Origin of the sequence: Janthinobacterium sp. EB271-G4-7A (assembly GCF_020858075.1) — a bacterium.
Taxonomy (GTDB): Bacteria; Pseudomonadota; Gammaproteobacteria; order Burkholderiales; family Burkholderiaceae_D; genus Janthinobacterium; species Janthinobacterium lividum.
The window spans coordinates 242,621-258,205 of record NZ_JACYMI010000002.1; the positions used below are offsets into that span (position 1 = coordinate 242,621).

At 61.8% G+C, this 15,585-nt stretch carries 8 protein-coding genes; 1 reads left to right on the top strand and 7 read right to left on the bottom strand.

Annotated elements, in window-relative coordinates; genetic code table 11:
* The first annotated feature begins 433 nt into the window (after positions 1 to 433).
* A complete protein-coding gene (locus IGS58_RS18580) occupies positions 434 to 2,665 on the top strand; it encodes a TonB-dependent receptor (RefSeq protein ID WP_099395280.1) in 2,232 nt (743 codons plus the stop codon).
* A 74-nt stretch (positions 2,666 to 2,739) separates the two neighbouring features.
* On the opposite strand, the gene gluQRS is transcribed toward IGS58_RS18580, so the two are convergent.
* The 7 genes from gluQRS to tssF all read right to left on the bottom strand — a co-directional run bounded on the left by gluQRS (position 2,740) and on the right by tssF (position 15,542).
* Positions 2,740 to 3,660, bottom strand: coding sequence for a tRNA glutamyl-Q(34) synthetase GluQRS (gene gluQRS, locus IGS58_RS18585; RefSeq protein WP_230522346.1), 921 nt, complete (start codon positions 3,658 to 3,660; stop codon positions 2,740 to 2,742).
* A 124-nt stretch (positions 3,661 to 3,784) separates the two neighbouring features.
* Positions 3,785 to 4,057 carry a hypothetical protein gene (locus IGS58_RS18590; protein WP_230522347.1) on the bottom strand — a complete coding sequence of 91 codons (273 nt, stop codon included), beginning with the start codon at positions 4,055 to 4,057 and terminating at the stop codon, positions 3,785 to 3,787.
* 101 nt (positions 4,058 to 4,158) lie between these two features.
* Complete coding sequence (locus IGS58_RS18595; protein ID WP_230522348.1) at positions 4,159 to 9,144, bottom strand: RHS repeat-associated core domain-containing protein; 4,986 nt, start codon at positions 9,142 to 9,144, stop codon at positions 4,159 to 4,161.
* Positions 9,141 to 10,439: a DUF2169 family type VI secretion system accessory protein gene (locus tag IGS58_RS18600; RefSeq protein WP_230522349.1), complete on the bottom strand. Its 1,299-nt coding sequence runs from the start codon at positions 10,437 to 10,439 to the stop codon at positions 9,141 to 9,143. Before IGS58_RS18600 ends, IGS58_RS18595 begins: the two co-directional genes overlap by 4 nt.
* Positions 10,440 to 10,441: 2 nt before the next feature.
* Complete coding sequence (locus IGS58_RS18605; protein WP_230522350.1) at positions 10,442 to 12,583, bottom strand: type VI secretion system Vgr family protein; 2,142 nt, start codon at positions 12,581 to 12,583, stop codon at positions 10,442 to 10,444.
* Positions 12,584 to 12,660: 77 nt separating this feature from the next.
* Complete coding sequence (tssG, locus tag IGS58_RS18610; protein ID WP_230522351.1) at positions 12,661 to 13,713, bottom strand: type VI secretion system baseplate subunit TssG; 1,053 nt, start codon at positions 13,711 to 13,713, stop codon at positions 12,661 to 12,663.
* Complete coding sequence (gene tssF, locus IGS58_RS18615; RefSeq protein WP_230522352.1) at positions 13,677 to 15,542, bottom strand: type VI secretion system baseplate subunit TssF; 1,866 nt, start codon at positions 15,540 to 15,542, stop codon at positions 13,677 to 13,679. Before tssF ends, tssG begins: the two co-directional genes overlap by 37 nt.
* Positions 15,543 to 15,585: the final 43 nt, after the last annotated feature.

Here is a 15,585-nt window from a genome sequence, read left to right on the forward strand (position 1 = left end):
TTTATACGCTCTGGGCTGTCTTGCAGGACGCCGTTTCCACTTTCTCAGGGTTGGCGAAAAAATCGCGCCAGGCGGCAAGTGATCGGGGGAAATAGCAAGGAAATAGCAAGACAAGGGCGCTATTGTGGCTGAATAACCACTAGTCAGCGCATTATGTTGATGAATGAATATTTTACATAACAATATTCTTGCAGCGCATAAGGCGCTTGAATTAAATTGGCGCCTTACTCAAAAGTTGGTGTTCATCAGACATCCCAGAGATGCGGCCAGACCGCTGTCGGCGTGGACGACAGCCAGGGCAGAGCCAGTGACGCCATGGGCGGAGAAACATCCGCTCGCGCTGCTGCACCGTGATGGTGCAGACGATCATCCAGCGCCGTACATAACCCGGAGACAGGTTTCGCAATTCTTTTTTAAACTTCTGGGAAACAACATGATCAAGATGTCCAAGATGCACAAGCGTTTGTGCGCCAAAAGCGCTGCTATGCTGGCACTGTCCGCTGCCTTGCCTATCGGCTCGGCTTATGCTGATGAAGTCGCTGCTGATACGACCCCTGCCGCCAGCCAGCTGGAAACCGTGACCGTGACGGCGCAGCGCCGCAAGGAAAATATCCGCGACGTGCCCGTCTCCGTGTCGCTGCTGCGCGACGAGAAGCTCGACGTGCTGGTGTCCAGCGGACAAGACATTCGCGTGCTGGCCGGCAAAGTGCCGAGCCTGAACGTGGAATCGTCGAATGGCCGCACCTTCCCCCGCTTCTACATCCGCGGCTACGGCAATACCGACTTCAACATTTTTGCATCGCAACCTGTTTCCCTGATTTACGACGATGTCGTGCAAGAAAATCCGATCCTCAAGGGCTATCCGATTTTCGACGTGGCTGGCGTGGAAGTGTTGCGCGGCCCGCAAGGCACCTTGTTCGGCCGCAATACGCCTGCCGGCGTGGTCAAGTTCGAATCCGTGAAGCCGAACCTGGACAAGGTTGAAGGCTACTACAACGTTTCCGCCGCCACGCACAACACGACCAACTTCGACGGCGCCGTCAACGTGCCGCTGAGCAAAGAATGGGCGCTGCGCTTCTCGACCCTGCGCCAGCACCGCGACGATTACGTCGACAACACCTTTACCGGCCAGAAAAACGCGCTGGACGGCTACAACGAACACGCCGAGCGGGTGCAACTGATGTACGCACCGAACACCACCTTCAATGCCCTGTTCAATGTGCACCAGCGCAACACCACGGGCAGCGCGCGCGTCTTCTACGCCAACATGATCAAGCAGGGCACGAACGACATCGTCGACGGTTTCGACCCGAACAAGTCGTTCACGAATGCGCCGAACTTCCAGCGCCTGCGCACCAACGGCGCCAGCGCCCGCCTGAGCTGGGACCTGGACGGTATTAAACTGTACTCGATCACGGGCTTTGAACAGGTCGGCAATTACGTGTCGCATGGCGATATCGACGGCGGCACGCCGACGGGCCCAGGCTTCATTCCTTTCCAGGTTGAAACGGCTGGCGGCATCACCAGCGTGAAACAATACTCCCAAGAATTCCGCGCCGAATCGAAGAATGCCGGTCCCCTCAACTGGCAGGCAGGCGTGTACTACTTCAACGAAGATGCCAACGGTTTCACCGACAACTTCAATACCGACACGCATGTGCTGACCACGCACCTGGCCAGCCGCCAGAAGAACTCGGCCTGGGCAACGTTTGGTTCCGTCAACTACGCCGTCAGCGATGACTTCATGCTGCGCGCCGGCTTGCGCTACACCAAGGACAAGAAGGATTTCAACACGGTGGAAGCGACCAACATCGTGCAGGTCAACCCGACCAGCGCCGATGTCAGCAAAGCCAAGGTCAACTGGGACTTGAGCGGTACCTATAAATACAACAAGGACGTGAACTTCTACGGCCGTGTCGCTACCGGTTTCCGCGCGCCAAGTATCGCCCCGGCCAGCACCAGCGTGCCTGTCACCGTGGCCGATGCTGAAACGATCACCTCGTTCGAAGCGGGCATCAAGGCCGACCTGTTCGAGCGCCGCGCCCGCGTTGCCTTCAGCCTGTACAACTACCAGGTGAAGAACCAGCAATTGACGGTCGTTGGCGGCACTTCGAACGTGACGCGCCTGATCAATGCAGCCAAGACGAATGGCCGTGGCGCCGAGCTGGAACTGGAAGGTTTTGTCACGCCTAGCCTGAAGATGTCCCTGGGCGGCAGCTACAACTTCACGGAAATCAAGGACCCGAGCCTGTCGATCGCCACCTGCGCCCAAACGCGTTGCACCGTGACCGATTCGCTGACCACCGGCAACCGTGCCATCATCGACGGCAATCCATTGCCGCAAGCGCCGAAGTGGACGATCACCGCCACGGGCCGTTATTCGATCCCGATGGAAAACGGCGAATTCTTCGTCTTCACGGACTGGGCTTACCGCAGCAAGATCAACTTCTTCCTGTATGAAGCAACCGAGTTCACCGGCAAGCCGATGGTCGAAGGCGGCTTGCGCGTAGGCTACACTTGGGATGCCGGCAAGTATGAAGTGGCCGCTTTTGGCCGCAACATCACCGACACCCAGCGTATCACGGGCGCCATCGACTTCAACAACCGCACGGGCTTCATCAATGAGCCACGTCAGTTTGGGGTGCAATTTAAAGGCAACTTCTAATTGCCAGACTTCAGGCGCCGGCCATGTGCTGGCGCCTGCATTGCAACCCGCCCGGTTCGCCGCGGCGGGTTTTTTTATGCCCGCTCGGGAAGTTGTGCCAGCCGCTGTGCCCAGGCGGGAATGGCTTGCTGCCAGAAATCTTCCACCTTGTCGGCGCGCACGTCGAGTCCCAGGAAGCGGGCGGCCGGCTGCAGCGCCGACGCCAGAAGGTCGGCAGCATTGCTTGCCGTATCGAAGGCGAGGGCGCCCGTCTGCTTGGACAGTTTTTCGCCGCTGTCGTTCGTGACGACGGGCACGTGCAGGAAGCCGGGATGCGGCAAGCCCAGCACGTCCTGCAGATACAGTTGGCGCGGCGTGGAATCGAGCAAGTCCGCGCCGCGCACCACCTGCGTGATGCCCTGCGCGCCATCGTCGACCACCACGGCCAGCTGGTACGCCCAGTAGCCATCGCCGCGCAGCACGATGAAGTCGCCCACTTCACTGGCCAGATCCTGCCGCTGCGGACCCGCCCAGCGGTCGGCAAACGCGTACACCGCATCGGCCCCCTGCGGTACCCGCAGCCGCAAGGCCCGCGCCGCCTTGCCCGGTGCCAGTCCATGACGGCAGGTGCCCGGATACACGGCGGCCCCACCCTTGGGTCCGCCCGCCTGCAGCACCGAATCCTGGATCTCCTTGCGCGAACAGCCGCACGCATACACGAGGCCATCATCCTGCAACTGTTTCAGCGCCGCCTCGTACAGCGGCAAGCGCTTGCTCTGCCACGTCGCCTCGCCATCCCAGTACATGCCGCAGCGCTGCAGGCTGGCCAGGATGCCGAGATCGGCGCCCTCGACATTGCGGTCATAGTCCAGGTCCTCGATGCGCAGCAGCCACGTGCCCCGATGCACCTTCGCATCGAGATAACTGGCCATGGCGGCAACGAGCGAGCCCATGTGCAGAGGGCCGGAGGGGGAGGGGGCGAAGCGGCCGATGTAGGGGGAGGAGGGAGAGGGCATGCGTGGATGTCGTATTTGGATCTGATGTGCTGATTGTGTCGCTGAATGGCCTGTCTTAAGGCAGTCAATGCGAAGTATGGTTCAGCTTGAAAACCAAGTCAAACAGTTAAGAATCTTATTGATGTCATCTATGATAATTTGACTTGATAATTTCTTTTGTTTTTTTTGAAATGGTATAGGTGATGGATCTTCCTAAAGATGTTTTTCCACCTAGTATTTTTTCTCCTGGTGAGAAATTTGGTACGAAGGTTATTTCAACATCTTCGTTGTTGTCTTGGATGTAGATTTCGAAATCGGAAATATTTTTTTGCATTTTTTTGAATTCATAAAAAGCTATAAGTAATATTTCAAATTTTTTTCCGGAAATTTTTTCTTCTGAGTTTTCTGTGTTGGACATATATTTTTTCACATTCGTATTTTGATCGGGAAAATTTTTTGAAATACTTTGCTGGTTGATAAATTCTAGGTTAAGTGCAAAAAAACAAGATATGATTTTTCTCATAGCGTATAGGTGATTCCACTCTTCGAATTATATCCTTTGAATACGCCACTTGGAGTGCCTACGTATCCTCGATACTCTGTTTTTCCTTGGCCGCTCAATTTTGCTGCATTTTTATCTGCTGGGGAAAAATCGTTGCTGTTGAAGTAATCATTTTCTTTTGTTGTCGGTGTTCCATCTCTTTTTGAATAATTTCCGTGCGTATGCCAATATCCTGTTTCTTCACAATTCTTGGAAATTTTTTTTCCACTCCAGGGATCTACTCCATCAAGATCGCCTCGCGTCGCTTTTGTGAAATCGTATTTTCCATTTTTACCTTTGTAAATTAGCCCACCATACTCAAGATTGTCTCGAATTGACTTTGAATTGTAGCGAGTTAACGCTGCTCGGGCAGCTCCGTCAGCACTGGAGAACCGGCCACCGATACAACAGGGATTACATTTTTTTTGTAGTCCGAGTGGATCAATCCACATCGTGGGATTAGGGGCGTAGGTATACAAATTAACCCCGCCAGAGAGTCCCACTGGATCCTGACTGAGATATCTTGAAGTTTCAGGTTCGTAATAGCGATACCGGTTGTAAAACAGTCCAGTCTCTTGATCCTCATACTGCCCCTGAAACCGCAGCGGCTGCTCGATTTCCCCTTCCACATAAAGCAAGCGTCCCCAGGCCTTGTAGCGCCCGCTCCAGACCAGGTTCCCTTGCGCATCCGTCAACTCGCGCGGCGTGCCCAGGTGGTCGCAGTGGTAGTGGGTGATGCGGTCGTGTGCTGCCGCGCCGTCGGCTAACGCCTGGGTACGCTGCCATACCGATACATGCTGCGCTTCGGTGTCCGCCTGTTCTTGCGTAATGGCTGCCTGGAGTTCGGTGTCGTGCCGGGAGGCAGGTAAATCCCATTGCGCGATGCGCGGCAGGTGGACGGCGCTTGCCTGGCGACAGGCTGGCGAACCGATCCTGGCCAGCGGCACGAAGCTGTCCGGCTCGTACAGGTATGTGACCGTCTCGTCGCGCCCAAGTTCCTGCGCCAGCGTGTCGCCATCCCAGACGAAGAAGGTGGTGCTGCTACCCCAGTGGGCGGGCTGGTCTTTGGTGATGTCTTGCTGCTTGCCCCAGTGTGCTTCCTCGACGCGTTTGGCGATGCGGCGGCTGAAGGCGTCATAAAAGTAGCGGGCGCGGTGGCGCGATTGGCGTTCCGTTCGGGTGGCATGGCTGAGGCGGTTTTCGGCGTCGTATTCAAGCTCCAGGTCGCTCCAGCTCGACTCCCTGCCCGGCGGATGGAAGCGCTTGGCGGTGGCATTGCCTTGTTCGTCGTAGTCGTATTCGGAATTGCCGTAGCGTTTCAGTACGTTGCCGGAGGCGGGCGCAGTGTCGACCAGATTGCCTGCCGGGTCGAAGGCGAAGTGTTCGGCCAGGCCGGGTTGCACGGCGGACAGCAATTGCCCGACGGGGTCATAGGCGTAGCGCAGTTTGCCGAGCGGGCCGGCGGCCGTAATGCCCGTCTGCGAGATGGTGCGCAAGTTGCCCTGCGCATCGTAGTCAAAGTATCGCTCGCGCACGGGGACGGGCGCGTCGGCGCCGCGTGCCAGGGTCAGCCGGGTGAGGCGCGATTGCGGGTCGTACTGGCGCGTGGCGAGCAAGCCGCTGGTGCCCAGCTGCCGCTGCTTTTCGCGGTGCAGTTTGTCGCGTTCGACATCGACCACGGTCTTGCCATGCCACAGCACGCCGTGCCAGTGGCCGGAGCCGTAGCGCAGGGTGTCGACGCGGCGTCCATTCGGCAGGACGGTCTGGATACGGTTGCCCAGTTCGTCATAAGAGTGCGTCATGACAAAGCTGGCGTCCGGCGCGCGCGGGGTATTCGGCAGCCTGGCCGCTTCGGGCAGCGTTTGCAAAAAGCAGGCGCTGCGTTCTTCGATCAGTTGGCCCAGCGCATCATGGAAGAAACGCTGTTCGGCTTGTGGCGCGGAGACGGCCGTCAGGCGGCCCAGCGCATCGTAGGCGTAGCGCAGCGCACCGTCCGCCGTGGTCTTGACTTGCAACAAACCGAGCGCGTCGCGCAGCAACTGCGTGCGCTGGCTGCCGCACTCGGTGGCAGTGAGGTTGCCGGCAGGATCATAGCTGTAGTGCGTGCGCTTGCCGTCGAAGCCCGTTTCCGACGACAGCCAGCCTTCCGCGTGATATGCGAGTTGGTAGCTTTCGCCCTTGGCGTTGATCAATTCTGTCAGTTGCAGCGCAGCATCGTAGCGATACTGCAAGGTCTGGCCGATGGCGTCCGTGCGCTCCACGGGCAAGCCCTGGCCGTTGTAGCGGTAGCGTGTCTGCTGACCGGCCGCATCGACGTGCAAGACCAGATTGCCGTCCCCATCGTAGGCATATTGCTCCCGGATCTGATCGGGCGCCGTGAGGCGGATCAGGCGGCCCAGCGCGTCATATTCGTAGCGGGTGGCATGGCCGAGCGCATCGCGGGCCGCTTCCAGCCGGCCCAGCGCATCGTAGGCGAATTTGCTGGTGTGGCCGGAGCAATCCGTGTAGCTGGTGAGCCAGCCATGACGGTTGTACTGGAAATGTTTGCTGCCGCCCCTGGCGTCGATCAGTTCCACCAGCTGGCCGCGCGGGTCGTAGCGGTAGCGCGTGACGTGGCCCAAGGCGTCCGTGATGCTGACGGGGCGGCCTGCAGCATCGTAGTCGCGGCGTGTGGTGTTGCCCAGCGCATCCGTGAAGGCGACGGGCTGGTTCTGACTGTCGTAGTCGATGCTGTTGCTGTGTCCTTTGGCATCGGTGCTGCGGGTCAGGTTGCCGGCCGCATCGTAGGCATAGCGCGTGGCGGCGCCGTTGGCGTCGATATCGGCCAGCAGCATGCCATCGCGGTCCCACTCGCGCCGGCCCAGCGAAGCAGCCTTGCCGTCGAGCACGCGGCGCACTTCGGTGACCAGCCAGTTGGCGTCGAAGGTGTACTCGAGGACACCGCCGTTTTCAGTGACGCGGCTGGTGTCGTTGTCCACGTAATCGATGCGCGTGTGCTCGCTGCCATCGCACGCCCGCGTGGCGATGGCGCGCGCCTGGTAGCTGTTGGCCAGGGTCACGGGATGGTGCTGCGGCAGCTCCTGCTCGCTCAGCGGCGATCCGCTCCAGCGGGCGCGCAGCGCGTCCAGGCTGATCCATTCCAGCTCGTACGTAAAACCCGTGTAGCTGCCGCACGACGTGAGCAGGTGGTGGCGATAGCTGTAGCGGCGCGTGTCGCCCAGCGCATTCGACTGGCTGACCAGGTTGTGGCGGGGCGGGAAGGGCGGCTGCGTCTCGTTTGTTTCGGCTGCGTATTCGTAGCGTACGTGGCAGAGGCGGCCGCCGTCGGGCAATATCTCGTCGATGCTGCCGATGTGGATGGCCTTTTCTGCTTCCCCGCGCATGGCTTCGAGCACGCCGCCATCGTCGCTGCGCAGGCGCAGCAGCACGTCGCCCGGCTTGGCATCGATCAAGCGGTCGATGCTGATGCCGCGCCCATCGCGTCCCTCGCTACGCACGAGTGCAAAGCGTTGCGTGGCGACGGGAGCGGACGGGACCAGCATGGCGTTGACGCCGTCGTAGCCGTGCGGCAGCCAGCCGCCTTCCGCGCGCGCAAAGCGGTCGACGCTGCCATCGCGCCACAGCAGGCTGAAGCTGTCGGCACTGTCGCGCGTGAGCGTAAAACCTTCCTTGCGGCTGTCGTGTTGCTGACCCGGTTCCAGGCCAGGCAGGCGCAGGGCGCGGCCGCTGTCGTCGTGGTAGACGATGCCGGCATCGCATAGCGACAGGCTGGTGGTGTAGGGCGTGGACCAGCGCGCGCCCAGCAAGCCCCAGTCTTCGCATTCGGCACCGGAGCGGTAACAGCGCGTCCAGGCGATGGGGATGCTGCGTTCGAGCGCGAAATCCGTCTGGTACAGGATTTCCTGGCCCGTGCCGAAATGCACGGGCTTGCGGCCCTTGACGGGTTTTTTCGCGGGGCCGCTATCCTTGGGGCAGCAGTCGGACGGCGGCTCCGATTTCGGCTCCTTCCTGCCACGGCTCTTGCCGTCGTCGCCGCCGTTTTTTGGGGGCGGTTTGTCGAGTTTTGGCGGTGGCTTGTCCGGCTTTTTCCCGACCAGCTTTTCCTTGACCTTGTCGATGGTCGGCGCCGCCTTTTTGCCGAGGAACTTGCTCAGTATTTTCCCGCCCGGAACCTTGCTGAACACCGCCGTTTGCAATACTGTGCCTGCAGCATTCGTGACGATGTCTGCGGCCGTATTGAGTAAATCGGGGGTCTTGCCTGTCAATATGTAGTCGGCCGCCTGGTCGAGCACCGTGGACGATGCATCCATGGCCGTGCCTGTCGCAACGGTCGCCGTGCCGGCCACAGCGCCCGCTGCCGCGCCCGCTTCCATCGCGGCAGCAGCGGGGGCGCCGACCCCCGTTGCCGCAACGCCCACTCCGGCGACGCCCAGCACGGCGCTGCCTGTCAGGACGGTGCCGCCCACGTCTACCAGATCTTCGGCGGCGCCATGCATTTTCTTCGATCCATGCTCCTTGTAATCGTGTGCCGCTTCCCGTATCGCCGCCTTCAGTTCCTTGAGCACGGGCTTGGCCGCCTCCCCACCCCGCTCATAAATCTTGCCCACGGTATTGCGCGAATTCATCCATACTTCGCGCCCCATCTGCACCAGGTAGGCGCCGTTGGCGCGGTGGATGCTGCTGGCGACCTTGGTGTCGACCTGCTTGCCGACGGTGCCGCTCTTGACGCCGCCCGCCTTGCCGGCCGCGTCGCCCTTGACGATGGGAATGATGCTGCGCTGGTGCAGGATGACGGGCTCGCTGTGCGACTTGACGTTGGGCGAAGCGTTCTGCGTATCCGCAAATTCGCCGGTGATGCTGTAGGGAATGGGGGGCGTGCTGGAGCCGACGGGCGTCTTGCAAATATCGGGGCTGAGGCTGACGCAATAGAAACGCGCCGACTTGGTGACGGTTTCATTCGTCATGGTTTCTTGCCTTGCCCGGTGGCTTCGCTTAGCGCTTCCTGCGCCTGCTCCAGCAGTTCGATGCGGGCGATCTGCGCCGGCTCCATCACGTGCAGCAGGCGCGACGCGACCTGGCCCGCGTCGGCCGGCACGATGGCGCGCCAGACCAGTTCCACGCTGGCCGCCTCGGGGTCGACCAGCACCGTATCGATGGCCAGGCGCCAGACGAGCAACTGGTCGTTCCTGTCCGCCAGCAGCAGGCACAGCACTTGTCGCGGCAGGGCGAAGCGCAGCACGGTGTTGCCGCGCGGGTCGATGCGGGCCGACGGATGGTCGTGGCGGCACAGATTGGTCAAGGTGACTTGTTCCAGTCCCGCCAGGTAGGGGCATTGCTGGTCGGGCGGCGTGCTGTTCCAGTAGGCAAAATCGAAGTCTTCCGGCAATGTGGGGACTTCATCGGCATCCCATTTGTCCTTGATTGCGATGTGACCCGCCAGCGCGCGGCGCGGCAGCCAGCCACGGCCGATAGCTGCCAGCCCCGTCGGTGCCGGCAGCTCCTTGCCGCCCGCGCCTTGCCAGAACTGGTCGGCCGTGCACGGCTGCGACGGCTGCGTGATGCGGGGAGCGGGCACCTCATTGATATGCTGCGCATCGAGGTACCAGTGGCGCGCAAAGCCCCGCCCCAGCGGATTGGCCTGGCAAGAGTCATGCGCCGCCGCGTTGCAGTCATCGGCCTCGATGCGGCATTGCCCGCCATATGCGTAAGCATAGTGCAGCGGCAATTGCTGGAATGGTTCTGGCGCCGACAGGTGCCAGGGGTTGGGCCGCAGCCAGCCCACGGTGCCGATGCGGATGCAGCCCTGCGCCAGGCGCGTGAGGACGGCTTTCTTGCGGAAAGCGCGTTCGCCACTCACTTGCAGAGTCTTGCCGATCAGGGTTTTCTTTTCCGACTGCACCTTCAGGTTGACGAGAAATTGCGGCATCGCTTGCCCGCGCGGTGCGTGCGCCACGCCATTGACGATCACGTCGCAACGCGGCTTGTAGGGCGCGAAGTCGCTCTCCTGCACGGTGCCCGCCTGCGTGTCGCCATCCAGGTGCCGGTCTTCCGTGGCCAGCGGCGATGGCCGTGCCATGGGCAGCAGGCTGGCCAGGCCGTCCGCGCCGCAGGGAGCAAGCGTGTAGCCCATGCGCGCCACCACCACGTGGAAGGCTGCGCCAAACTGGTCAATCATGTCGAACTGGCTGGCCGCATGCGGCGTGCGGTTGTCGAAAAGCAGGTTGGGAATGTTGAAATGGGCTGTGCCGGCGTTGTTCATCGTCAGCCCGGATTGTTGTCGATGTCGTCGCCATGGATCTGCACCTTCGATCTGCCGCGGATGATGATTTCATCGGCAATCAGTTCGATGCGGCCTGGCGTCATGGTGATGCTGGACGTGCCCACCGTCATCGTGTGCGAATCGGTGGCCGTGAGCGTACTGTCGGCGCCGACGATGACGCTTTTCGCCAGGCCGATCTGCTCCGCCTGCGCCAGCACCACGGTGGTGTTCATGGCGCCGATGACGGTGGTCTGGTAGGCGGCGCCGATGGTCAGCACTTTGGCCAGGCCGATGCTCTCTTCCTTGGCCAGGGTCACCCGTTCCGAACGGTGGCCGTCGATCTGCACCTGCTCGTTGCCGCCCACGTGTTCGCGGCGGTTGTCGCCGATGTCGATGTGTTCGTCATGGTCGACGCGCTCCCTGCGGTTGTTATGCACGGTGATGTCTTCATCGTGGTCCACGGTTTCCGTGCGGTCGCGCTTGACGTGCACGGTTTCATCGCGATCCACGGTTTTCCTGCGGTCATTGCCCACCCAGTGCGATTCATCATGTTCGACCTCGATGCGCTGGTCTTTTTCCGCATGCAGCCACAGTTCTTCCGCATCCTTGCGGTCTTCGAAACGCAGGGCGTTGGCGTGCGCGGTGGAACCCTTTTTTGAGGAACGGCTCAGCATGCCGCTTTGCGTCTTGTTGGCCGGCAAATCCCACGGCGGCATATTGCGCGCGTTGTAGACGCAGCCGATGATGAGGGGCATGGCGACGTTACCGTCGAGAAATTGCACGGCTACTTCCATGCCGACCCTGGGCAGGCTGATGTGGCCGAAATTCGGGCCGGCCCAGTTCGATATCACCCGTATCCACGGCGAACTCTTGTCGTCGAAGGTACCGAGTCGGTCCCAGTGAAATTGCAGCTTCACCCGTCCGTAACCATCCGTATGGATTTCCTCGCCGGGCGGCCCGACGACGGTGGCCGTTTGCACGCCGTAGATCTTCGGTTCGCGGCTGTGGAAGTTGCGTCCCGGGCGCCAGGGGATGGCGCGGGGGATGCAGGTAAATGTGTTGCTGTATTGCGAGGTGGCGCCGTGCCCTTGCTGGTAGTTGTTGCTGGCGTGGTGGTGCACAGAGAGGATCAGATATTCGCTGGCTGCACTGTCGAAATGCCCGCCCAGCGTGAACCAGCGTCCCGGTTGCGCCGTGCGGTCATTGCCTTGCGCTTCGAACAGCTGTCCCTGCGCGTCAACCTCTTCCATGCGGCGCCGCGCCAGCGCCTCGCCATCGTCGATGTTTTTAAAACCGTAGCTGCCCGTGTTTTCATACACTTCCAGCGATGGCACGGCCCCCTGCCTGTTCAGCGAGTCGCGGCTGGCGCGGGCACTGCGCGGGTTCTTGAAATTGAAGCTGGCCACCGTCATCTGGCTTGGCGCCATGCGCCGCACCGTGCTCCATTGATGCACACCATCGTCCTCCAGGGAACCGGCCTGGTGCTGGAAGGGCATTTCGCTGAGATCGCCATCGATGGGCTTGCCGGTAGTGCTGTCGTCGGACAGCCACAAGGTGTGGCCGTCAGGGCGGTGTTCGTAGCGGTAGTGCCAGCCCAGTTGCTCCCAATGGCGGTGCAGGAGGTTGTGGTCGCTCTCGTTGTGCTGGCACGTGTAGGTGATGGCAGGGTCGATGCCGCTGGCGGCAAGCTTGTAGTCGCGCATCAGGTAGTCATCGAAGACCTTGTCCGTCAGCGCCGCCACCGTCACGCCGTGGAAGGCAACATTGTTTTGCCGCAAGTGCAGGTGCGACAGCCACGGTTCCAGCACCATTTCATAAAAGGCGAAGCCGCCGTCCGTGCGCAGGAAGCGGAATTCGAACACATAGCCATTGAAGTAGCGCAAGGTGCCGTCTTCGCGCACCAGTTCGATGCTCACCATCTTGCCCATCACCTTGTCGAGCGCGATGCTGGCATTATCGGACAGCACTTCCACCACATAGGAAAAGTCGCGCGACAGGCTTTCGCTCGCGTCGAGGCTGTTGGCGAGGAACTGGATGCCGGCAGGCCCGTCGCCATGCGGAAACTGCAGGCGCAGCAGGCGCTGGCCCTGCATGTCGCCCGTTAATGCCGTCCATGCCGCCGTCGTATCGGGGAACAGGCTCATCGCACATCGCTTCACGGTAGGGATCGTTGGCCGACTGTAGCAATAGCAAACACAAGCGTTTTGTGCGGCCGCAAGGATCAATCGTTGAATGAGGGCATCAATTGCATCTCGTAATGTTTGTCATCGCGGTGGCGTGGCGTTGCCGCACTGCCAAGGAAACTGTTGCAGCCCAGGCCAGCTTGCCTGGTGGCCGTCAATGCCGTCCCCCGCACATCGCTGGCGCGCAGCACCAGCACGATGTCGTAGCGCACGAGCGGCTGGCCGAACAGCATCAGCATGTGCCGCAACGCCTGGCTACCAGGGGCGCGCGGCAGGAAGCTGGCGTGCTGCTGCGCCGTGAGCGGACCGAGGCGCAGGCGTACGGCCAGGTCGGGACGGCGGCAGCGTTCGCCGACGAGGGCGCGCTGGCCCAGCATGGCATTTTCCATGCCCAGCGCCGTTTGTTCGCGCGGCGCCAGCACGTCCATGGCGCCCGTCGCTTCGTCGATATGGCAAGGCACGCCGAAGTGGTCGCCGAGGATGCGCGCCATGACGATGGACGAGATGTTGTGCTGCTGTAGCAAGCCGCTGTACAAGCCGGCCGCTGCCTCGTCCTGGCCCTGGTCCTGGCCCGGTTGGCATGCGGCCAGGGCCAGCAGGCGCGACAGGAAGTCCCCGCTGTGGCCGGCCTGCTCGATGCGGTATTTTCGCCATGCCTGGTAAAACAGGGCGATGGTGCGGCTGGAAAACAGGTCGAGGAAAGCGCGCGGGCTATTCTCGCGTTCGCTATGCTGGTGCGCGGCAATGCGCTCCGAATAGTGGCTGGGCAAGCTGCCTTGGCAGCCCAGGAGGCCCATGAAGGTGGGCGTGAGGTGGATGTGCTGGCCGTGACCGGACAGCAGCGCTTGCAGCAGGGCATCCGCATCGCCGATGCTGTTTGCCGTGAGCGTTTCGACCTGGCTGGCGGGAAAACGCAGCGAGACGCTGTTGTCGAAGCGTATGTGCTTTGCCAGCGCCGTGTGCTCATCGATGCCGTGTTCGGCCAGCCACGCCAGCAGCAGGCGCAGCGCCTGGAAGCACTCGAAGCGCTGCGGCGCATCGAGCAATTGCTGGATCACGCTGGCGTGGCGTCGGCGCTGCGTTCTGGGCATCGCAGGAGTTCCTCGCCGCTGCGATGAGACAGCAGCGTCAGTTGGCTAAAGCAGTTGAGCTGGCTGTTCAGGGCGAAATAGCGTTGCAGCACCTGGGCAAAAATATAGATGCTGCTGCCGACGAAGGCTTGCTCGTCGATGCCCAGGCGGATGGCGATGCCGGGCATCAGGGTGGGAAACGGGACCGTTGGCATCCACGCGCGCGTGCTGCCGTGCTCGAGCGTGACGATGCCCTGGATCAGGCGTTGCGTGGCGGGCGAGCGGGGCAGGTCGTACAGACTCAGCATTTTCTGGAATTCACCCAGGCCCGCCTGCGTGAGGCTCGAGTAATTGAGCGACAGGTGCGCGATCAGGCGCCAGTGCGTGTCCGCCAGGAAACGCATGCTGGGTGACGGTTTGCGCAGGAAGCGCGCGGGGATGCCGTCGGGTACGTCCTCGGCCAGCAGGTCGCCGCCGGGCAAACCGTAGTGCAACTGCACGGGCAAGTCGCGGTTGCTGCACAGCAGTTGCGTCGAGACGGTGGCGCAGGCCGCGCTGCTTGGTGAAAACTGCGGGTCGATCAGGCTCAGGCGCATTTCATGGCCTGGGCTGATGGCCGCCACGGTTTCGTCGCGGCGCGTCAGCCAAAACTGTCCATGCTCCTGGCCACGCTCTTGACCGTGTTCGGCCTGGGCGCCTTGCAGCGAGGCATACAGCGGCAAGAAGCTGCTCAGGCGCTCGCCGGCCTCGTCCTTGCGCACTACGGTGACGGCTTCGATGCTGTGGATGTCATAGGCAAACGCATGCGTGGCATCGGCCGCCAGGGCGTAGTCGGGTTCGGTATGCGTGAGGCGGATCGGCACGCCGGATTTGGCAAACAGGTTGACGACGGGCGTGCAGCCCAGCAAGAGGTTGTCGCGGCTGACGCCGGACAAGAGCCGCGCTTCGTGGCTGTCGCTGCGCACGCCCTTGAGCGGCAGGTGCAAGGTGAACTGGCGGCACTGTTTTGGCAGTAGGGCAGCCAGCAGGGACCATCCGATATCGATGAAGTGAAATTTTTCCGGAAACGCAAAGTACTCGGTCAGCAGGCGCAGGGCCGGGTGCGAGCGGGCGGAAATGGGGATCAGTGCGTCGTCTTCCGCATAGCCGGCCGGCGCCAGCGGCGTGCCATCGACGGCTTGCCACGGGCTGTGTTCGTCCAGCGCCACGTACGCGCCCGCGCCGCGCAGGAACAGGGCGTCGAGCAGGGCCGCGCGCACGGACGGTTCGCCATCGGCAAACAGGCGCAAGCTGGCAAAACCCGGCTGATCCAGATGATAGTTGTCGCTGCTGCTGGTGAACTGGATGCTGAGCAAGGCGCTGGCGCCAGCGGGCAGGCGCAGGCCGGGCGGCGCGTCGATGACAGGTGAGAAATGCAGGCGAGAAATGACCAGCGGCGCCAGGGTCACGTCATACGCGCTCGTAAATTTGCAAGCCACGCCCTGCACCGGCTGCGAGCGCAGCACCGTGCCGCGCGCCACATGCGCCACCTGGTCCAGCTGGCCGCCGCCCGGCGCTTCGTCGGTGGCGATGCGCACGATGGAGCACGAGGGAAACGGCCGCAGGTAGTGCGGGTACAGGGTGTCGAGCAGGGAATGGGTAAATTGCGGATAGGCGTCGTCGAGGCGCTTGGCGACCCTGGCCGTGAGCAGGGCGACGGACTGGATCAGGCGCTCGATGTGCGGGTCTTCGCAGGTTTCTCCGGCGATCAGCAGTCGCCCGGCCGCCTTCGGATAGCGGCTGGAAAACTCGCGCGTGTACTGGCGAAACAGGCCCAGCTCGCGCTCGTAATACGGCAGTAGTTGTTCCACGGTCGCGCTCTCCGCCAGTGGGAAAGCTTCATGCTGGCATCAG